Source organism: Mesorhizobium bavaricum, assembly GCF_056781655.1.
This window is the reverse complement of record NZ_CM165566.1, coordinates 3,488,057-3,508,860: the sequence shown is the minus strand read 5'-3', so window position 1 is coordinate 3,508,860 and position 20,804 is coordinate 3,488,057. Positions and strand designations below refer to the sequence as shown.

Genomic DNA, 20,804 nt, shown 5'->3' with positions numbered 1-20,804 from the left:
AGATCGACGCCGTCGGGGCGGCAGTGCCGCGGTGTCCCTCGACGAGCCCGCTGCGGGTTAAATGCCATGCCAGGAAGCGGCGGCTGCTATCACATGAAACCAGGATTGCGGGGCAGATACTGAGACCAATTGCCAAGCTCCCGCGTCGACATCAGAACCATGGGAAGCGTGATGCGCATCCCGTGCTCGACGGCGGTGCTTAGAGCCGCTTGCGTTGTGCCAGGGAGAAACGCCGACACCTGCGAAGAACCAATATCCGCGGCCAGGTTCAGTGCCGTCCTGAAGGCAGCATCAAGCTGATCGGGCTGCGCGACTGCAAGTGGTCCAATGTGACCGTTGGTGCCTATATACACGTAGCCTACGCAGTCGTCGCCGGCGTAGAGAACAACACCCCTCGTCGCATCGTCGTTGATCAAATATCGGTGATGCTTTTCTCGTGATACGCCCAAGGCCCGATTGTCAATTCGAGCAAGGCTATACAGGTGCGAAGCTGTTTCCTCCAGAGGCTCGCACCGGAGTTGCCCGGCCGTTAATCGACCTTTCAGGACATCCTGCGCGACGCTGAGATTGTAGATCGGAAATCGCGGGAACAGTCCGTGCCTGATGTAGAGACCTTGCGACACCGTGTTGAAGCTGAAGGTGATCAACGCCTTGCTGGTCGCTCCCGATTGCCGCGCATGCTCCAGCGTTCGTTTCAACAGTTCGTTGCCAATCCCGCTGCCCTGATGTCCGGAAGACACGAATAGTTGCGCCAGAAACCACAAATCGCCGCAGACCCAACTCCAGGCAAAGCCGAGGATTTCACCGGCGTCTTCCGCCACCCACAAGCCAGCGGCGTCGTCCTTCAGGGAAAACAATTGGAAATTGGTCGGGCGCGGGACCGCCATTGGGCCAAAGCCATGACGCTGTGTCAAATCGTTGATGCTGGCAACGACAAGCTCGTCAGCTCGTTTCAGATCTTGCGCGCCGGCAGGTCGATACACGACCGACATGGGCCACTCCTTGACAAGAAGCCGCTGGCCCAGGTTAGAGCGTCCAGTACCGAAGTCAAACAGCACCGCCGCCGTCTGCAATCCTTGTGATCGTTCGATCTTCGGCGGGAAAACCCGATCGGCTCACTCTTTGCCTAGAGCGACTGCGCGATCAGCGTCAGAAACCCACCGCTCAATGCGACATTGCCGACGAAGCCGTTGATGCGCGACGCGCGGTCCGGGCCTTGATGGTCCCAGAAATTGTGGAACATCGGCGTGGCAGCGATCAGGAACACGACCAGCACCGCAGCGGCCATTGTCGTCCAGAGGCCTGCGATCACCAAGGCGCCGGCAACGATCTGCAAGACAATGCCGACCCACAGCGCCAACCGCGCTTGCGGCACTCCGCGCGCGGCCATCAGCTGGGTCAGGAAGGCGGCGTTCTGGATGTTGCGCAGGCCGGCGAAGAGGAACACGCCACCGAGCAACAGGCGGCCGAGAAACAACAGGGTCGAAGGCAAATCGACAGGCATCAAATTCTCCCTTTAAAAACGGTTGGAGCGCCGCCTCCCTCGACGGCGCTCCAAGACACATCGGTTAATCAGGCAGCCTTGGCCGCCGGCATCGGATGGATTGCCTGGAATGGGATGCAAAGCCGGTTCCAGGTGTTGATCATGCCGAGCGCGACGGAGAGCTTGACGAGCTCCTCTTCCGAGAAATGCTCGAGCGACTTCCCATAGAGTTCGTCCGACACGCCATTGTTGGCGATCAGAGTGACGGCCTCGGTCCAGGCGAAGGCGGCGCGTTCGCGCGCGGAAAACAGCGGCGATTCCTTCCACGCCGACACCAGATAGAGCCTTTGCTCGGTCTCGCCATCGCGCCTGGCCTCGCGGCTGTGCATCTCGACGCAGAACGAGCAGCCATTGATCTGCGACGCCCGCAGTTTGATCAGATGCAGCAGGCTTTCCTCAAGCCCGCATTCGTCCACCGCCTTGTTGAGCGCCGACACCGCCTTCATGATTTCCGGCGCCATGGCGAAGAACTGGAGCCTCTGTTTCATCCTCATGTCCTTTCACGTCTGCTTGGTTGAACTGGATTTCTGCGGCCGCTGATGGCGCGCCACGAAGGCGCAGCCGGCGGCGACCGAACGCGGATCGGCATCGGTCATGTATTCCGCGACGATGTCGGATAGCTTTGCCTCGGCGAGCGCGGTGCGGTAGGCTCGCTCGGCCTTCAGCATCGCGGCGTTGATGCCGCATGGCTTCACATAAGCCGAGACATCGAGCCTGACCGGACCGTTGCGGCGGATCTCGCCACAACGAAAGGCCGGCTCGCGCCCCTCGACGGCCAGCACGATATCGAGCAGCGATATGTGCTCGGCCGGCCGCGCCAGCCGGTAGCCGCCCGCCGGTCCCGAGACCGATTCCAGGATGCCCGCCGCGCTCAGCATGTTGAGATGTTTCAGGAGATAGCTAGGCGACAGGCCAAAGGCTTCCGCCATGGCGGCGCCGGGAATGGTCGCTTCGCCCTCCACGCCGGCCAGCATGGCCGCGCAGTGGATCGCTGCCTCGACGCCCTCGCCCAGCTTCATGGTTTCGATCTCCTATTCATGGATAGTTCTTATCGTGGATATCTTCTATCTGCAATAGGAACATGAAAAACGGCGCCCGAAGGCGCCGTTTTTTCGGTGAAGGGCTCCCCTACTCCGCCGCCACCTTGGCCATCGGATTGTTCGGGTGCGTCGTCCAGTTGGCGTAGATCGGCGACACCGGCTTGCCGGTGCGCTCGTCCATCACGCCTGCCGCCAACGGTTCCATGGTGATGCAGTTCTCGACCGGGCAGACATTGACGCACAAATTGCACCCGACGCATTCGGCCTCGATCACCTCGAAGTGCCTGACGCCGTCGACCATGCTGGTGATTGCCTGATGAGAGGTGTCCTCGCAGGCGATGTGGCAGCGGCCGCATTTGATGCAGGCGTCCTGGTCGATACGTGCCTTGGCGATGTAGTTGAGGTTGAGGTACTGCCAGTCAGTGACGTTGGGCGTGGCGCGGCCGACAATGTCGTCGAGCGAGGCATGGCCCTTCTCGTCCATCCAGTTTTCGAGACCGGCAATCATCTCCTGCACGATCTTGAAGCCGTAGGTCATCGCCGCCGTGCAGACCTGCACATTGCCGGCGCCGAGCGCCATGAACTCGGCCGCGTCACGCCAGGTGGTGATGCCGCCGATGCCGGAGATCGGCAGGCCGTGGGTTTCGGGATCGCGCGCGATCTCGGCCACCATGTTCATCGCGATCGGCTTCACCGCCGGGCCGCAATAGCCGCCATGCGAACCCTTGCCGTCGATGGTCGGCTGTGGCGCGAAACTGTCGAGGTCGACGCCGGTGATCGAGTTGATGGTGTTGATCAGCGACACCGCGTCGGTGCCGCCGGCAAGGGCGGCGCGCGCCGGCTTGCGCACATCGGTGATGTTGGGCGTCAGCTTGGTGATGACTGGCATGCGGGTGTTGGCCTTGCACCAGCGCACCACCATTTCGATGTATTCCGGCACCTGGCCGACGGCGGCACCCATGCCGCGCTCCGACATGCCGTGCGGGCAGCCGAAATTGAGCTCGATGCCGTCGGCCTCAGTCTCCTCGACCACCGGCAGGATCGCCTTCCAGCTCTCCTCGACGCACGGGACCATCAGCGAGACGACGATGGCGCGGTCGGGCCAGTCCTTCTTGACCTGCTTGATCTCGCGCAGATTGACCTGCAGGTCGCGGTCGGTGATCAGTTCGATGTTGTTGAGGCCGAGCAGTCGCCGGTCGGCGCCCCAGATCGCGCCGTAACGCGGGCCGTTGACGTTGACCACCGGCGGGCCTTCCTCGCCCAGCGTCTTCCAGACAACGCCGCCCCAGCCGGCCTTGAAGGCGCGGATGACGTTGTAGGCCTTGTCGGTCGGCGGCGCCGAGGCCAGCCAGAACGGATTGGGCGATTTGATGCCGACGAAATTGTTGCGGATGTCTGCCATGACAGGTCCCTTTCAACCGAGACGAAGGAGCAGTTCGACGGGTGCAAGAATGCCGCCTTCAAGCGCGGCGGTGATATTGGCGATCTTGGTGCGGGCGTCCTCGCCCATGATGAGGCCGACGCCGGGCGGCGGCTTGTTGCCTTCCGCTTGCGCGGCTGCCAGGCGCGCACGCATCGTGGCAAAGAACTCGATGGCAAAGGCGCCGCGCGGCCGCTCGGCGATCACAGAGAACCCCGCAGCGACGGCCGCCGAGCGATAGTCGTCCGGGGTGCCAACGAAGGACATGGTTTCATCAGACGCCCAAGGCAGCGGATACGTCAGCGCACCGTACTTCAGCCGCATCACATCGTAGACGGCGAAAACGCTGCCCGGCCGCAGCACGCGGGCAGCCTCATTCATCAGTCTCGGCTTGTCGGGAAGGTTCATGCCGACATGCAGGATCATAGCCGCATCGAAGCTCGCATCCGCGAATGGCATATCCAGCGCGCTGCCTTGCACGAACCGCGTCTTGCCGGCCATCCCGGTTCGCTTCGACAGTCTGGTCGCGATATCGACGTAGCTCTGCGTCAGATCAATGCCGGTAACGTCAGCGCCAACGTTGCTTGCAACAAAGCGGGCCGGCCCGCCAACGCCAGACCCGATGTCGAGAAGCATTGTCCCCGGGTTCAGCCCCATCTGCCCGACGAGTGCCTTGGTGGCGGCCACGCCACCAATGTGAAATTCGTCGACCGCTTCGAGATCGCTTGCACGCAGATTGGCAAGGTCCACGCCGCTATCTGCGAGCGCGGCTATGATCCGCTCCTCCAGGCCCGATATGTCGTAGTGACGGGCGATGCCCGGTTCCACCGTGGCCATGATCCTATCCCTGAGCGAGGCTCCTGTGGATGCTCTCCGCGGCGTCGCGGCCTTGCGCCACCGCCGAGACGGTGAGGTCGTCGCCGCCAAAGATGCAGTCGCCGCCGGCCCAGACCTTGGCGAGCGACGTGCGACCTTCCGCATCGACCTTGATGCGGCCGGCTTCGAGTTCGATCGCAGCACCGCTGCCATTGAGCGCTGCCGGGACAAAACTCTGGCCTATGGCCTTGAACACCTGGTCTGCAATGAGCGTCAGCGTCTCGCCGGTGCCGGCAAGCCTGTCGCCGTTCATGGCGGTGTACTCGACTTCGATAGCCGACACCTTGCCGCCTTCGGCAATCACCCGCTTCGGCTGCAGCCAATGGCGAATGGTGACGCCATTGGCGGCGGCCAGATCCTGCTCGAACTCGGAAGCGTTCATGTGCTCCTGGCCGCGCCGGTAGCAGATCGTCACCTCCTCGGCGCCGAGCAACTTCGACTGCACCGCCGCGTCGATCGCCGTCATGCCGCCGCCGATGACGACGACGCGCCGACCAACCGGCAGACTGGCGAGGTCACTGGCCTGACGCAACTCGGCAATGAACTCGACCGCATTGGTGACGCCGTCGGCATCCTCGCCATCGGCGCGCAGCGCATTGACGCCGCCAAGCCCCATGCCGAGAAACACCGCGTCATAGTTCCGGATCAGATCGGACAGCTGATAGTCGCGGCCAAGTGCTTTGCCGTTCTGGATGTCGATGCCACCGATGGCGGTGACGTAGTCGACTTCCGCCTGGGCGAAATTGTCGACGCTCTTGTAGGCGGCGATGCCGTATTCGTTGAGGCCGCCGGCCTTCGGACGCGCCTCCAGGATGGTCACGTCATGGCCATGGCGGGCGAGCCGGTGCGCCGCGGCAAGGCCGGCCGGCCCTGCCCCGACCACGGCAACCGTCTTGCCGGTGGCAGTGGCGCGTTGGTAAAATTGCTTGCTCTCACTCATCGCGACATCGGTAGCGTAGCGCTGCAGGCGGCCGATCTGCACCGGCTTGCCTTCGGCCACCTCGCGCACGCAGACCTCCTCGCACAGCGTCTCGGTCGGGCAGACGCGGGCGCACATGCCGCCCAGAATGTTCTGGTCGAAGATGGTCTTGGCCGAGCCGATCGGATTGCCGGTCGATATCTGGCGAATGAACAGCGGAATGTCGATCGAGGTCGGGCATGCATTCATGCACGGCGCGTCGTAGCAGAAGTAGCAGCGGTCGGATTCGACCAGCGCCTCGTGATGATCGAGCGGCGGGTGCAGGTCGGAAAAATTATCCGCATACTGGTCGGCGGCAAGCCGGCCACCGGCAATACCTTCCTTGAACTGGCCTTCTGGCATCGTCAGTTCCCCATGTTTTGTTTTGGGGAAGGCTAGCACGTTTTATTTTTTTATCAATTGGTCAATTTTCGCAGCAAGGTGCTGAAAAGGCTGGATAAAACATGATCTTTTTACTCATGTTATGGTGTCTGTAGTGCGAGCGAATGGCTGGGCTCGACAGCATGGCCGTGGATCGCCCGGACCTCGTCCGCCACCAGCTCCTGCAACCGCCACAGGTTGCGGTCGTGGATGCCGAACGCTTCGAGATGACTAACCGTGTTGTAGAGATATTCGGCGCCGGATCCGATGTGCCCGCAGGCTCTGGCCAGCACGCTCGCCACCCTGTCCAGCGGCTGCTTCAGCGACGTTCCCCTGCCCTTCACGCCGACCCAGAAGCCAAGCGCGCGCAGCGACCCTTGTGCCGTATGCACCGGCAGCCACCTGACCGTGTCGATACTTTCGTGGTCGCTGATCTCGCGCCGCAGCAGCCGTTCGATCTGGGCCGGTTTTTCGCCTTCCGGCAAGCGATAGATGACGCCGTTGCACCGTCCACCTCGTTCGAGCGCCATCATCAGCCCCGGCTGTGCGGCGCTGCCGCGCCACCGCACCATGTCGAGGCAGAAGGAGCGGTGCCAGCCAAAGGCCGTGGCGAGCTGCTGCTCGACCGATTCAAACTCCGGCTTCCAGATCAGCGATCCATAGGCGAACACCCATAGCGGCCCCTCGTCGGCTTCATCGGACAGCCGCAAGGCAAGGGGCCGGAAATCCTCGTCCTTCAACTCCGTCCAGCTCGGGTCAGGGCCAGGATCGGCCTCTTCCCGATGGCACAGTGCGACTAGCTCAGGCGTGAGCGACATCCGGCGCATGAAATGACAACCCTCCCCATCGCAGAGAAATCGAAAACCGCCGGGCGCGCAACCCGGGAACGGTTGTCATGGACCGATCTTTTATTTGGGCGTCGTCGGATTTTCGTCGTGAAGATCGTCCTAGGATGGATCGACCGACGATCGATGCAAACCGGTGAGGAGACCGACCATGCCAAAATCCCCGATGCCCTTCTTCTGGTACGAATTGATGACCACCGATCTCGACGCCGCCGAGGCGTTCTACACCAAGGTGGTCGGCTGGACTGCGCAGCCTTTCGAGACGACCCTTGGCATGCCGCGCTATATCGTCATGAATGTCGGCGAGCGTGGCGTCGGCGGGCTGATGACGATCCCCGAGGACGCTGCCAAGATGGGCATGCCTCCCGCTTGGCTCGGCTACATCCATACAAAAGATGTTGATGCCGCGACGGCATCGCTGCAGAAAGCCGGCGGTGCTGTTCACCGCCAGCCCGACGATATTCCGGGCGTTGGCCGCTTTGCCGTCGTCGCCGATCCGCAGGGCGCGACGTTCATGTTCCTGCAGCCGAACGGTCCGGACCAGCCCATCGTGCCGGCCAGCACGCCCGGCCATATCGGCTGGCACGAGCTTTACACATCGGATTGGAAGGCCGCGTTCGATTTCTATTCCGACCAGTTCGGCTGGGCCAATGCCGGCGATTTCGACATGGGCCCGATGGGCACCTACCAGACCTTTACGGCTGGCCCCGAATCCGGCGGCGGCATCATGAACAAGCCGCAGCAGATCCCGGTGCCGGTGTGGCAGTTCTACTTCAATGTACCGGCCATCGACGCCGCGGCCCAGCGGGTGACCGACAATGGCGGCAAGATCCTGATGGGACCGATGGAGGTACCCGGAGGCAGCTGGATCGTCCAGTGCCAGGATACGCAAGGCGCCCATTTCGCCTTGATGGCGCCGGTGCGCTGACAGCGTTCAACACGGCCCAAAGAGTCGGCCTTTCATCGCACGCATCGCCGATGGAAGGCCGTATTCCCAGCTTTTGGCGCCAACCTATTCCGGCGTCAGCACCGCGACCTTCAGCTCTGCCTTTTTCGCGCCGCTGAACTGGACTGTGGCCGGACCGGCGGCAAGCTTGAAGCGCACGCTCTTGCGGATGCCAGGGCAGGTTTTCACGCCGCTATAGCCCACCGACTTGATGGCGTGGCCGTCCTGAATGACATCGATCCAGGCCTCGCCTGACAGACTTATCTGAATGGCCCCCTCGGTCGGCACCTCCAGGCTGGCGACGGCGCCAAATGTGCCTGATGCCGGGGCACGCTCGGGCGGCAGCGTGAAACCGGCTTTCTCCGCCGGCACCAGTGCCAGATCCGCAGCAGCACCCACCGCCAGCGTCGCTCCAGACGGCGTTGCAGGCGCTGCGGCAAAAAGCGCCTGTTCCCGCGTCACCGGCCATTTGAAGGCTTCGCAGCCGGCATCCTCGGCCATGGCGAAGCTGGTCCCTGCAAGGATTGCGAATAGGCTGATGACGATTTTTTTCATAACAAAGGGAACCCACCTGTTTGGAATGTCCATATTAATACAACCATAGCGATAGGAATGCAACCCTTGCGAGAACAATATGAAATGTCAAACTGGGGAACATTTCCAATCACCGATTGTTGATGGCATGCCGTGGGGACGTGAGTGGTCCATTGCCGGGCGATAATCTATGGCCGGTCCGGAAGCTAAATCTAAATGGAGTCATTTATGAAGCTTTTCGAGAGCCTTGCCAGATACCAGCCGCAGGCCCTGGGCGCGCTGCGCATCATGACGGCGCTGCAGTTCATCGAACACGGCAGCCAGAAATTGTTCAATTTTCCCGTCAGCGACCAACCCCATGCTCTCACCGGGCTGACACTCGCTGCCGGCATCCTCGAATTCGCCGGCGGCATCCTGCTGGCGCTGGGCCTGTTCACCCGCCCGGTCGCGTTCCTTCTGGCCGGCGAGATGGCGATCGCCTATTTCATGGCGCACATGCCGCGCGACTTCTTCCCGGTCAACAACGGCGGCGATTCGGCAATCTCGTTCTGCTTCATCTTCCTCTATCTGGTGTTTGCCGGTGCCGGTGCCTTCGCGCTGGACAACCGCCGCAGCGCCTGACGCTCAACCGGCCGTGCCCAATGCATATCGTCCAAAGGTGCCCGGCGGTTTGGGACAACGACATGCACGGAGAGAATCTGAAGCGCATCGGCGAAGCCGAAGCGCACGCTGCATGTCGCCTAAAAGTGCTCTGCGGTTTTGGGACAGCACAGAAAGAATCTGAAGCGTATCGGCGAAGCCGAAGCGCTTCAGGCGCGCATCCGCTCGAAATTGGCATCGAACAGTGCCGCCGCCTGCATGCGCGCCGCATGACGCTTGCCCAAGAGCTCGATCTCGAAACCGTCGCTTTCATCAGCGATCTCCTTCGGCACATAGCCGACAGCGACGGACTTCTTCGAGTGATGCGCGTAGCCGCCCGAAGTCACCCAGCCGCGCACCGCGCCGTCGAACCAGATCGGCTCGTCGCCGATGACATCAGCGTCGTCGGCATCGACGATGAAGGCGCGCAGGCGCAGCCTGCCGCCCTGCTTGCGCTCGGCGAGTGCCGCGGCCTTGCCGATGAAATCCGCATCCTTGCTGTAAGCAACGAAACGGTCGAGGCCGGCTTCCAGCGGCCCGTAGATCGGCCGGTACTCGCGCGCCCATGAGCCGTAATTCTTTTCCAGCCGCAGCGCGTTGAGCGCGCGCGAACCGAAAAGGCCGATGCCGAATTCCTCGCCGGCCGCCATCAGGGCCTGGAATGCGGCGCGCTGATACTCCGGCGCTACCCACATTTCGTAGCCAAGATCGCCGGTGTAGCTGACGCGGCCGACCAGGCACGGCGCCATGCCGATATCCATCCTGCCTATGGCCATGAACGGAACCGCGGCATTAGACACATCCGCACGCGTGGCTTTTGCCAGCACGTCGCGCGCCTTAGGCCCGGCAACCGACAGGCCGGTCAGCTTGGCGCCCAGTGCCTCGATACGGACCGAACCGTCGTCAGGCAGGTGCTTTTCGAACCAGCGCATATGATACTGCTCGGCAATGCCGGAGCCGGCGAGGAACCAGCCTTCGCAGTCGAGATTGGCGAGCGTGAAGTCGCCGATCAGCTTGCCGTCGTCCTTCAGCATCGGCGCCAGCGTCATGCGGCCGGGCTTCGGCAGTTTGCAGGCGAGCATCCGGTCGAGCCAGGCGGCCGCGCCCTCGCCCGTCACCTTGTATTTGGCGAAGCTCGAAATCTCCGACAGGCCGACACCGTCGCGAACGGTTGCGACCTCCTTGGCGACCTGGGTGAAATCGCTCGAGCGGCGCCACGAGAACTCGTCCTTCACGCCTTCCGGCGCATACCACAGCGGCACCTCCAGCCCATAGGCGACGCCCCATTGCGCGCCCTTGGCCGACAGCAGATCATAGACCGGAGTCGTCTTGAGCGGCCGTCCGGCGGGCAGTTCCTCATTGGGGAAGCGGATCGAAAACCGCCTGGAATAGTTCTCGCGCACCTTGGCGTTGGTGTAGGCCATCGTCGCCCAGTCGCCATAGCGCGCAACATCCATCGCCCAGATGTCGGCACCGGGGTCGCCCTCGATCATCCAGTTGGACAACGCCAGCCCGACGCCGCCGCCTTGGCTGAAGCCGGCCATGACGCCGCAAGCCACCCAGAAGCCCGGCAGGCCGCGCACCGGGCCGACCAGCGGGTTGCCGTCGGGCGCGAAGGTGAAGGGTCCATTGATGATCTGCTTGATGCCGGTGTTCTGGAAGGCGGGGAAATGCCGGAACCCGACCTCCAGCGACGGCGCGATGCGGTCGATGTCCGGCGCCAGCAATTCATGGCCAAAATTCCACGGCGTCTGGAACTCTGACCACGGTTTGTTGGCCTTCTCATAGGTGCCCATCAGCATGCCGCCGCGCTCCTGCCGTAGATAGAGCTCACCGTCGAAATCGACCGCGTGGATGATCTCGGTGCCGGTCTTGGCGTTCCAGGCGGCGACCTCGGGCATGTCCTCGGTGATCAGATACATGTGCTCCATCGCCAGCACCGGCAGTTCGAGGCCAACCATGCGGCCGACCTCGCGCGCCCAAAGGCCGCCGGCATTGACGACATGCTCGGCCACCACCTCGCCCTTGTTGGTGATGACGCGCCACATCCCATCGGCGCGCCGCACGATGTCCTCCACCTTGGTGAAGCGCTCGACCTCCGCGCCCAGCTTTCGCGCGGCCTTTGCATAGGCGTGGGTGACGCCGGAGGGATCGAGATGGCCATCCTCCTTGTTTCTGACAGCGCCTACGAACTGCTTGGGATCGAGCAGCGGCATCAGTTCGGCCGCTTCTTTGGGGGAGATCTCCTCAAGCTCGATGCCGAGATAGCGGCCCTTGGCGACGACCCCGCGCAGCCAGTCCAGCCGCGCCTCGGTCGCCGCCAGAAGCACGCCGCCGGTCAGGTGCACGCCGGTTGCCTGGCCGGAAAGCTCCTCGATCTCCTTGTAGAGGTTGATCGTGTATTTCTGCAGCTTGGCGACGTTGGGATCGCCATTGATCGTGTGCATGCCGCCGGCCGCGTGCCAGGTCGAGCCCGACGTGAGTTCGTCGCGCTCCAGAAGCACGACGTCGGTCCAGCCATGCCGGGCAAGATGGAACAGCACCGAGCACCCGACGACACCGCCGCCAATGACCACGACCTTTGCATGCGATTTCATGGATTTTTCTCTGATATCAGTGAGTTGGATGGGGGAGTGGAATCAGGATGGGAGGCATCACGGTTCGCCCTGCCCGATCGCTTGCTTGCGCCTGGCCATGTAAGCCTCGAGTTCTTCGCGCACGGCGATGTCCATCACCGGCTCGACGTAGTCCTCCAGTGCCTTCTTCCACAGCCGCGTCGCGCGCGCCGTGGCGTCGAGCCCGCCGGCCTCCTGCCAGGCTTCGTAATTTTGCCAGTTGGACAGCATCGGCTGGTAGAAGGCGGTCGCGTAGCGTTCGAGCGTGTGCGGTTCGCCGAAGAAATGGCCGCCGGTCGGCACCGCGCCCAAAGCCTCGACGGCAAGCTCGGCCTCATCGACCACGATCGGGCGCAGGAACTCCATCATGTGTTGGATCATCTCGACATCGATGATGAGCTTCTCGAACGACGCCGTCAGCCCGCCCTCCTGCCAGCCGGCAGCGTGATAGACGAGATTGCCATGGCCGAGCACCGCGCCCCACAGCGCCATCAGCGTCTCATACGCACCCTGCGCATCGGCGGCGTTGGAGGCCGAGCCTGGCGTCGTGCGATAGGGCAGATTGTAGCGACGCGCCAATTGCCCGGAAGCGATGTTGGCCTTGGTGTTCTCCGGCGTGCCGAAGGCCGGTGCGCCCGACTTCATGTCGACATTGGAGGTGAAGGCGCCATACATCACCGGCGCGCCCGGTCGCACGAGCTGCGTCAACACCACGCCGAACAGCGCCTCGGCATTCTGCTGCGCCAGCGCGCCGGCCAGCGTCACAGGGCTCATCGCCCCCATCAGCGTGAACGGCGTCACCGCCACCGACTGGCCGAATTCGGCCATCGTCATCAGCCCCTCGGCCATCATCTCGTCGAAGCGGCGCGGCGAGTTGACCGAGATGATGGTGGTGATGCCGGGATCGTCGCGCATCTGGTCCAGTGTCAGCCCACGCGCGATGGCCATCATCTCGATGCCGTCCAGCGCCCTGCCCCGGCCGATCGCCGAGACATGGAAACTCTTGTCGGTGAGTGTCAGATTGGTGAAGTAGGTGTCGAGATGGCGGGAGTTGGCCGGCAGCTCCACCGGCGCGCAGACCTGGTTGCCGAGCATGTGGATGCAGTTGAAATGCTGCGCCAGCCGGGTGAGGTCCGAGTAGTCGCGCAGATTGCCGGCGCGGCGGCCGCGCTCCATGTCGTGCACGTTTGGCGGCCCGGCAACGAGCGTGAAATTGATGGTGTTGCCGCCGAGATGAACGGCATTAGCCGGGTTGCGCGGCGTCAGCGTATAATTGGACTGCGTGGTCTTCAACGCCTCGGCGATCATGCCGCGATCAATGCGGACATTCGCCGTCGCATGATCGACTTTGGCGCCTGCCTTCTCGAACAGCGACAGCGCACGCGGGCTCATCACCTCGATGCCGAAATTCTCCAATATGTGTATCGACGCCTGGTGAATCTGCTCGATCTGCTCAGGCGAGAGCATTGCCATCGGCGGATAGGGATTGGTCACCCGCCTGAGCGGCAATTGCGGGATAGCCGACGGCCCCCTGTTGCTGGTGCGCTCGGCGCCGCGTTTGCGTCTTGGTTCGTTCATGCCTGATATCAAAGCCCCGGCGAACCAGGCAAGCTGTCAGAAATACGCCGTTTGCGGGCGTGATTTTAGCCACGGCGGCATTTCTGCAATATCCATTTAGGAAAAGCGACGAAACATGTCGGATTATTAATATGGTGCTTTCTGAGATGAATGCGCCGATCAAGCGTTAACGAACGCAGCAAGATTCCTTTTATGTTTTCGGCCTATTGCTCCTCCAATGCGTAGCTCGAGTTTTAGTAAAATTGGTGCGGTTTGCGTGCTGCTGGCCCTTTCGGCCTGCGCGACGGCGCCCAGTCATATCAACAATGTCTGCGCCGTCTTCGACCAGAATGACGGCTGGTTCGACAACTGGCAGTCGGCCGCCGAGCGCACGCAGCAGAAATACGGCGTGCCGGTTCCCGTGCTGATGGCGACGGTGCGCAAGGAGTCCGGCTTCAAGAGCAACGCCCGCCCGCCGCGCACCAAGCTGCTCGGCTTCATTCCGTGGAAACACGTCTCGTCGGCCACCGGCTTTTCGCAGGCGCTGGACGGCACCTGGTCGCAATATCAGAGGGAGACCGGCAACTGGGCGGCGCGGCGGACAAAGTTTGCCGACGCTGTCGATTTCGTCGGCTGGTATCACTCCAAGACGGCAGACACGTATGGCGTCGCCCGCAACGACACCTACAATCTCTATCTCGCCTACTATCTCGGCTGGACCGCCTATGGCCGCGGCAACCGCGGCGATGCCGGCGTCCAGGGCTATGCCCGGGCCACCGAAAAGATGGCGCGGGATTATGCGCAGCAGTTGAGCCAGTGCGGCAACTGATCACGCCGCTGCGCTGACTGCGCTTCCGCCGTCAGCTCGGCTTCTTGCCGCGTGGAGGCTTGGGCGTTGCAGTGGACACCCCCGGAACAGGCGGCGCGTCTTCCGGCACGCCCTCATGCGCGGCATGCTCCTTGTCGAACTTGATCACCGGCTCCATCTTGGCCAGCACGTCGTCGGCCAGCCAGCACAGGCTCATATGGCCATCGCCGAGATGCTTGACCGGCGGCACCTTGGTCTCGCACAGATTGTCCGGCACCAGTTTCTTGTAGCCGCAGCGGGTCTGGAACGGACAGCCCGACGGCGGATTCATCGCCGAAGGAATGTCGCCTTCCAGCACGATGTGCCGCTTCACCACACTGGTGTCGGCGATCGGGATCGCCGACAGCAGCGCCTCGGTATAGGGGTGATAGGGTGGCGCGAAGATCTGGTCGGTCGTGCCCTGCTCGACGATATAGCCGAGATACATGACGACGACGCGGTCGGCGATGTAGCGCACGACGGACAGATCGTGGCTGATGAACAGCATCGTCGTCTTGTTCTTGCGCTGGATGTCCATCAGCAGTTCGGTCACCGCCGCCTGTACCGACACGTCGAGTGCCGATACCGGCTCGTCGGCCACCACCACCTTGGCGTCGCCGGCAAAGGCGCGCGCCACGCCGATGCGCTGCTTCTGGCCGCCTGACAGTTGACGCGGCTTGCGGGTCTCGAATGCCCGCGGCAGCTTCACCAGGTCGAGCAGTTCCAGCATGCGCTTGCGGCGGTCGGCGACCGTCTTGCCGACATTGAATTTCTCCAGCGTGCGGATGATCTGCGATCCTACCGAATGGCTGGGGTTGAGCGTGTCGAACGGGTTCTGGAACACCATCTGGATCGACGATACGGTTTCGACACTGCGGTTCTCGATTCCGGTCGACTGGATTTCCTTGTTGCCCAGCGTCACAGTGCCGGCACTTGCCGTCTCCAGCCCGAGCAGCACCTTGGCCAGCGTCGACTTTCCGCAGCCGGATTCGCCGACGATGGCGACCGTCTCGGATTCGCGCGCCATGAATGAGATCGTCTCGTTGGCCTTGACGACGCGGCCTTCGCTCGAGCCGAACACCTCGCTGCCGCCGACCTTGTAGTATTTTCTCAGATCCTCGACCTTGAGCACCGGCGCGCCGGGCACGACGCGTTCATTGACCTTCTTGGCGCCGGGCGGCAGTGCCTCCCAGTCGATCTCGTTGAAGCGCACGCAGCGCGAGAAATGACCTTCATGACCCGCGACCTCGATCATCGGGATTTCGGCGGCGTTGCAGACGCCCTCGACGAAATGGTGGCAACGCGGTCCGAAATTGCAGCCTTTCGGCCGCTCGTGCGGCAGTGGCAATTGCCCGGGGATGGAGATCAGCGGCCGTGAATTCTTGTCGGCGCCGGGGAGCGGGATCGAGCGGAACAGCCCTTGCGTATAGGGATGCCGCATCCGGTCGAACACGTCCTTGATCTTGCCGGTCTCCACCGCCTCGCCCGAATACATCACCGTGATGCGGTCGCAGGTCTCCAGGATCAGGCCGAGATTGTGCGAGACGAAAATCATCGACGTGCCGAACTTCTCGCCGAGCCCCTTGACCAGGTCGACGATGCCCGCCTCCACCGTCACATCAAGCGCAGTCGTCGGCTCGTCGAGCAGAAGCAGCGCCGGCTTCGACAGCAGCGCCATAGCAATGACGATGCGCTGCTGCTGGCCGCCCGACAGCTGATGCGGATAGGAGCGCATCATGCGCTCGGGGTCGGGCAGCTTGACCGAGCGCACCATGTCGAGGGCGCGTTTGTAAGCCTCTTCCTTCGACACCTTGTCGTGGATCAGCGGCACTTCCATCAACTGCTGGCCGACCTTCATCGCCGGATTGAGGCTCGCCATCGGCTCCTGGTAGATCATGGCGATCTTGTTGCCGCGGATGGCGCGCAGTTCCTCGTCGGAGAGCTCGCCCATGTCCTTGCCCTGGAACTTGATCTTGCCGCCGACGATCTTTCCGATGTTGGAGAGGTCGCGCATGATGCCCAGCGACACGGTCGACTTACCGCAGCCGGATTCGCCGACAATGCCCATCGCCTCGCCCGGCATGACCGTGCAGGAAAAATCCATGACAGCCGGGATCTCGCCCTTGCGGGTGAAGAAGGAGATCGACAGGTTCTCGATCTCGATGATCGGCCCAGGGGTCGGTTTGCCGGGATTTCGAACTGCCTCATTCATGGGTCGCTCCAATCCTTGGTTTTTCAGGCACGTGCTATTCGCGTCGGGTCGAAACCCCAGATCAGTCTTTCATCGATTGTTCGCGCAACGAGTCGGCGAGCAAATTGAGCCCCAGCACGAACGACATCAGTGCGATCGTCGGCGGCAGCGCCGGGTGGATGAAGGAGCGCAGCAGGCGGCTGGCGTCCTTGATCGCGGTGCCCCAGTCCGGGCTTTCCGGCGCCAGGCCGAGGCCGAAATAGCCGAGCGTGCCGAGCAGGATGGTGGTGTAGCCGATGCGCAGGCAGGCATCGACGATCAGCGGCCCGCGCGCATTGGGCAGAATCTCCCACAGCATGATGTACCAGGGCGATTCACCGCGCGTCTGCGCCGCCGCCACATAATCGCGCGTCTTGATGTCCATCACCAGGCCGCGCACGATGCGGAACACGCCGGGGCTGGAGGCGAACACCACCGCCACGAAGATGTTGAGCTGGTTGGGGTCGATATGCACGATCTTCAGCGGATCGGCGTCGAACACGAGGCCAAGGTAAATCCAGCCGCCGAGGATCAGGGTGATGCCGAGCAGGATGTAGAGCCGGTCGGGCCGGTTCTTATAGCGTGTCCAGAACAGCACGCTGAAGAAGATGATCGGAAACAGGAAGAACACGCCGGCCATGGCGTAGGGGATCGGCGTGTCCATGATGCCAGGCGTCACCAGCAGGTAGAACAATAGGATCACCGGGAAGGCCAGCACCAGATTGGCGAGGAACGACAGCACGGTGTCGATCTTGCCGCCATAGTAGCCGGCCGGCAGGCCGAGCGTGATGCCGACCATCAGCGCGAAGCCCGTCGCGGCAGGTGCGATGATCAGCACGATCTGGCTGCCATAGACCATGCGCGAAAACACGTCGCGGGCCAGCTTGTCGCCGCCGAAGTAGTAGACGAGCTTCGACGCCGGCTCGATCGCGCCCGGCAGCGTGTCCTTCATGATCGGGATCTGGGCAAGCGGATCGAAGGGCGAGATGGTCGACGCGAAGATCGCCGTGAACAGCCAGAACAGGCAGATGCCGACGCCGACGATGCCGACACCACTGTCGAAGAGCTGGCCGTAAAGGCCAAGCTTCTTCTTGTAGGTGAAGCTCGCCCCCATCACCAGGACGAGAGCGATCCAGACCGGCCAGAAACGCGCAAGCACGCCAAGCACGACATTGAAGGCGCCAATATATTCGACCTGCATCCGCCCGTTCTCCTACTGAACTCTGATACGCGGATTGAGAAACGCGTAGCCGACATCGGAAATAAGCTGGGTGATCAGGACGATGAACACCGAGACCAGCGAACAGCCCAGCAAAAGGTCGATGTCGTTGTTGCCGGCAGCCTCGACCAGCGTGTAGCCGAACCCCTGGTAGCGGAACATCACCTCGACGATGACGACGCCGGTGAGCAGCCAGGGGAATTGCAGCATGATGACCGTGAATGGCGCGATCAGCGCATTGCGCAGTGCGTGCTTGACCACGACGTTGCCGAAGGAAAGGCCCTTCAATCGGGCGGTCCGGATATATTGCTGCGTCATCACCTCGACCATCGAAGCGCGGGTCATGCGGGCGATGTAGCCGATGCCATAGATCGCCAACGTCATGACCGGCAAAGTGAAATTGTAGAAGGTGATGCCCTGGCTGGCCGAGGCCGCCGAGCCGTTCAGCCAACCGAGCCACGAGGCGAAGATGACAGTGAAGATGACGCCCGACACATATTCGGGTGTCGCCGTCGACGCAATCGAGGCGACCGATAGCACCCGGTCGGTTCGTGACCCTTCGCGCATACCGGCAAGGATACCGATCACCAGCGAGACCGGCACCATAACCAGCAGGACGCAGAGCATCAGGATGCCGGTGGCGCTAAGCGCCGGAAACAGCTTCGACGCCACGGTGGTCTTGAACTTAGTCGAGCAGCCGAAATCGCCCTGCAGAATGCCGGAGAAGGTCGGCACGAGCGGATCGTTGCAGAAGGAAAAACGCTGCGCCGGCTTGCCCGTCGCGGGATCGGTCACCGGCTGCTTGGGCATAAGGCCGAGCCATTGACCGTACCTGACAAAGAAATTCTGGCGATAGCCATGTTCGGCCAGCCAGCTTTCCAGCTGCTCGGCGGAGGTATGCATTTCGGTCTGGCTGATCGCCAGCTTCTTCAGGTTCGGATCGAGATTGATCAGGAAGAAGACGACCATCGTCAGGCACAGCATCGTCAATGCCATGGTGCCGAGACGCCTGATAACGAAAGAAAGCATGGCGGTCCCCTGCCGGTCTGGTTGGGGTTGAAGCCTGCTGGAAACCACCTCCGCCGCGACGGCAGAACTGGCTGTCAAACAGGCCCTCGAATGCGATCAACTCTGTTTTATTGCATGACCATGTCCGAAGAGTCCGCAACTTTCTTGCTGCGCCGACTTCCGATTTTGGAACCATGCAAGAGCGCGGGGAAAGGGGCAGATCGCCCCTTTCCCCGATCGCCCGATCAGGCCTGGTCGAGCCAGATCTTGCCGTAGTCGCGCTCGAACGTCGGATGCATCTTGTAGTTCTTAACAGCGGCAACCGAGTGGCTGTAGAGCTTGCGCCAGTAGGGCTGGATGATGATGCCGGAATCCTGCAGAATCTGCTCGATATCCTTCATCATCTCCTTGCGCTTGGTCGCGTCGGCAACCGAAAGCGCGGCGTTGAGCTTGGCGTCCCAGTCAGGGTTCGACCATGCACATTCGTTCCAGGCTTCACCGGTGCGGTAGGCAAGCGCCAGAACCTGGACGCCGAGCGGCCGCATGTTCCAGTTTGTCATCGACAGCGGATACTTCAGCCAGTCGTTCCAGAATGTCGAGCCCGGCAGCACCGTGCGCTTCACCTTGATGCCAGCGTCGCGCAACTGCGCGGCGATGGAATCACCGGTGTTCTTGTGCCAGTCCTCGTCGACCGTGATCAAGTCGTGTTCGAAGTCGGCCTGGCCGGCTTCCGCCATCAAGGCTTTCGCCTTGGCGGGATCGCGGGTGAGCTTCGGCAGCTCGTAATATTCCGGATGGATCGGGCAGACATGGTGGTTCTCGGCGACCGAGCCGGCATTGCCGTAACCGAGCTGGAGGACGACATTGTTGTCGACGCCGAGCTGCAGTGCCTTGCGCACCTTCTCGTTGTCGTAAGGCTTGTTGTTGACGTTGGTGCGGCAGACGATGGTCGAAGCGGTGACGACTTCGGACTTGACCAGGTCCATGCCGTCGAGGATCGACACGTAGTCGGCCGATGTCTCGAAATTGGTGTGAACCTCACCCGCCTCGAAGGCGCTGACCATGGCGGCCGGATCGGTGCCGTAGTCGATGAACTCGACACCGTCGAGATAGACGTCACCGTCCCACCATTTGTTGTCGGCGCGGCGCTTGTAGACCACCTTTTGGCCGACATCGTAGGAGACGAGCTCGAACGGGCCGGTGCCGATCGGGCAGGCTTTGAAATCGCCGCCCTTTTCATCGAAGGTCTTGTGGACGACGAGCGCGACATAGTCGCAAATGCCGGGGATGATCGAGATGTCGGGCTTGGTCAGCGACAGCTTGACGGTCATGTCGTCGACCTTGGTCACCGCGCCTTCACGCAGCTTGCCGGTCTTGTCGTCGAACAGCGTGCCGAGGCGGCCGGGCATGGAATTGCCTTCGGCAGCCTTCTCGCCCCAGCGGTTGAAGTTGTGCACCACATCGTCGGCGGTGAACGCATCGCCGTTGTGCCAGGTAACGCCTTTGCGCACATGCAGCACGTATTCGGTGGCGTCGTCATTCACGTCCCAGCTCTCGAGCAGATAGGGGCGGAACGTATATTCGGTGGTGTATTTGACCAGCGGCTCGAGCGCCTGACGCTCGGCATTGGCGATTTCCGACCAGTCGGACTTGCGCGGATCCTTTGGATCCTTGACCCACTGTGCGACCTTCAGGATGCCACCCTTCTTGGGGGCATCTTCCGCGCGCGCCTCGGTCGGCACGGCAAGACCGAGCATGCCGTAGGCCATCGCCGTCGACGCGCCGAAGACGCTGGCCAGCGCCAGGAATTCACGGCGATCCACCTTGCCGGCCTTGGCTTCTTCAGCCATCGCCAGGATGTGGTCGGGAACGCGATCGCCGTTACTCTTGTAAATTGTCATGACTTAACTCCCATTGTTGGCTTTCCGCCTTTTAACATTCCGCATCCGGGCCATGATGTCAAAGACGGCATGGATTAGGAACATGTACAGGAATGTGCAACTTTGGAGGGGGAGCGGTTCGCGTGATAACGACAGTCTTGGCGCAAAATTGCTACTGCCCGACGGATTCCTCAGGAATCTCGATAGTCCATTAAACTGAGACATTTACTGAAGGGCGGACAGCACCAGCCTGGAGCTACCATGGG

Annotated in this window: 18 protein-coding genes; 3 read left to right on the top strand and 15 right to left on the bottom strand. The window is 62.2% G+C overall.

The genetic code is table 11. The annotated features are described in order from the left end of the window. Positions 1-89: 89 nt before the first annotated feature. From AC1RZR_RS17205 to AC1RZR_RS17170, 8 genes are all read right to left on the bottom strand, one after another. On the bottom strand, positions 90-992 hold the full coding sequence (locus tag AC1RZR_RS17205) for a GNAT family N-acetyltransferase (protein WP_481825377.1): 903 nt from the start codon (positions 990-992) through the stop codon (positions 90-92). Between the two features lie 134 nt (positions 993-1,126). Next, positions 1,127-1,504: a DoxX family protein gene (locus AC1RZR_RS17200; protein ID WP_481825376.1), complete on the bottom strand. Its 378-nt coding sequence runs from the start codon at positions 1,502-1,504 to the stop codon at positions 1,127-1,129. Between the two features lie 68 nt (positions 1,505-1,572). Then, entirely contained in the window at positions 1,573-2,031 is a 459-nt protein-coding gene (locus tag AC1RZR_RS17195; RefSeq protein ID WP_481825375.1) for a carboxymuconolactone decarboxylase family protein, read from the bottom strand. A 12-nt stretch (positions 2,032-2,043) separates the two neighbouring features. Next, complete coding sequence (locus tag AC1RZR_RS17190; protein ID WP_481825374.1) at positions 2,044-2,562, bottom strand: RrF2 family transcriptional regulator; 519 nt, start codon at positions 2,560-2,562, stop codon at positions 2,044-2,046. Between the two features lie 109 nt (positions 2,563-2,671). Then, on the bottom strand, positions 2,672-3,985 hold the full coding sequence (preA, locus tag AC1RZR_RS17185; RefSeq protein ID WP_477274445.1) for an NAD-dependent dihydropyrimidine dehydrogenase subunit PreA: 1,314 nt from the start codon (positions 3,983-3,985) through the stop codon (positions 2,672-2,674). A 12-nt stretch (positions 3,986-3,997) separates the two neighbouring features. Next, entirely contained in the window at positions 3,998-4,840 is an 843-nt protein-coding gene (locus AC1RZR_RS17180) for a class I SAM-dependent methyltransferase (protein WP_477274443.1), read from the bottom strand. Positions 4,841-4,844: 4 nt separating this feature from the next. Next, positions 4,845-6,200 (bottom strand): NAD(P)-dependent oxidoreductase, encoded by a 1,356-nt coding sequence (locus AC1RZR_RS17175; RefSeq protein ID WP_477274441.1) that lies wholly within the window; start codon positions 6,198-6,200, stop codon positions 4,845-4,847. Between the two features lie 119 nt (positions 6,201-6,319). After that, complete coding sequence (locus AC1RZR_RS17170) at positions 6,320-7,045, bottom strand: gamma-glutamylcyclotransferase (protein ID WP_477274439.1); 726 nt, start codon at positions 7,043-7,045, stop codon at positions 6,320-6,322. Positions 7,046-7,214: 169 nt separating this feature from the next. On the opposite strand from AC1RZR_RS17170, the gene AC1RZR_RS17165 reads away from it, so the two are divergent. Further along, positions 7,215-7,991: a VOC family protein gene (locus AC1RZR_RS17165; protein WP_477274437.1), complete on the top strand. Its 777-nt coding sequence runs from the start codon at positions 7,215-7,217 to the stop codon at positions 7,989-7,991. Positions 7,992-8,075: 84 nt separating this feature from the next. On the opposite strand, the gene AC1RZR_RS17160 is transcribed toward AC1RZR_RS17165, so the two are convergent. Further along, positions 8,076-8,564 carry a hypothetical protein gene (locus AC1RZR_RS17160; RefSeq protein WP_477275003.1) on the bottom strand — a complete coding sequence of 163 codons (489 nt, stop codon included), beginning with the start codon at positions 8,562-8,564 and terminating at the stop codon, positions 8,076-8,078. Between the two features lie 207 nt (positions 8,565-8,771). Here AC1RZR_RS17160 and AC1RZR_RS17155 point away from each other — a divergent pair, with 207 nt between their 5' ends. Beyond that, complete coding sequence (locus tag AC1RZR_RS17155) at positions 8,772-9,164, top strand: DoxX family protein (RefSeq protein ID WP_477274435.1); 393 nt, start codon at positions 8,772-8,774, stop codon at positions 9,162-9,164. A 188-nt stretch (positions 9,165-9,352) separates the two neighbouring features. Here AC1RZR_RS17155 and AC1RZR_RS17150 read toward each other — a convergent pair whose 3' ends face one another. Both AC1RZR_RS17150 and AC1RZR_RS17145 read right to left on the bottom strand, forming a co-directional pair. After that, on the bottom strand, positions 9,353-11,779 hold the full coding sequence (locus tag AC1RZR_RS17150; RefSeq protein ID WP_481825373.1) for a GcvT family protein: 2,427 nt from the start codon (positions 11,777-11,779) through the stop codon (positions 9,353-9,355). A gap of 57 nt (positions 11,780-11,836) precedes the next feature. Beyond that, complete coding sequence (locus AC1RZR_RS17145; RefSeq protein WP_481825372.1) at positions 11,837-13,375, bottom strand: trimethylamine methyltransferase family protein; 1,539 nt, start codon at positions 13,373-13,375, stop codon at positions 11,837-11,839. A 217-nt stretch (positions 13,376-13,592) separates the two neighbouring features. Here AC1RZR_RS17145 and AC1RZR_RS17140 point away from each other — a divergent pair, with 217 nt between their 5' ends. Further along, on the top strand, positions 13,593-14,183 hold the full coding sequence (locus AC1RZR_RS17140; protein WP_379103573.1) for a transglycosylase SLT domain-containing protein: 591 nt from the start codon (positions 13,593-13,595) through the stop codon (positions 14,181-14,183). 31 nt (positions 14,184-14,214) lie between these two features. On the opposite strand, the gene AC1RZR_RS17135 is transcribed toward AC1RZR_RS17140, so the two are convergent. From AC1RZR_RS17135 to AC1RZR_RS17120, 4 genes are all read right to left on the bottom strand, one after another. Then, positions 14,215-16,413, bottom strand: a complete 2,199-nt coding sequence (locus tag AC1RZR_RS17135) for a dipeptide ABC transporter ATP-binding protein (RefSeq protein WP_481825371.1) — start codon at positions 16,411-16,413, stop codon at positions 14,215-14,217. Positions 16,414-16,474: 61 nt separating this feature from the next. Further along, positions 16,475-17,632, bottom strand: coding sequence for an ABC transporter permease (locus AC1RZR_RS17130; protein WP_379103577.1), 1,158 nt, complete (start codon positions 17,630-17,632; stop codon positions 16,475-16,477). A 12-nt stretch (positions 17,633-17,644) separates the two neighbouring features. After that, positions 17,645-18,679, bottom strand: a complete 1,035-nt coding sequence (locus AC1RZR_RS17125) for an ABC transporter permease (protein ID WP_477274424.1) — start codon at positions 18,677-18,679, stop codon at positions 17,645-17,647. Between the two features lie 224 nt (positions 18,680-18,903). Then, positions 18,904-20,559: an ABC transporter substrate-binding protein gene (locus AC1RZR_RS17120; protein WP_477274422.1), complete on the bottom strand. Its 1,656-nt coding sequence runs from the start codon at positions 20,557-20,559 to the stop codon at positions 18,904-18,906. Between the last annotated feature and the right edge of the window lie 245 nt (positions 20,560-20,804).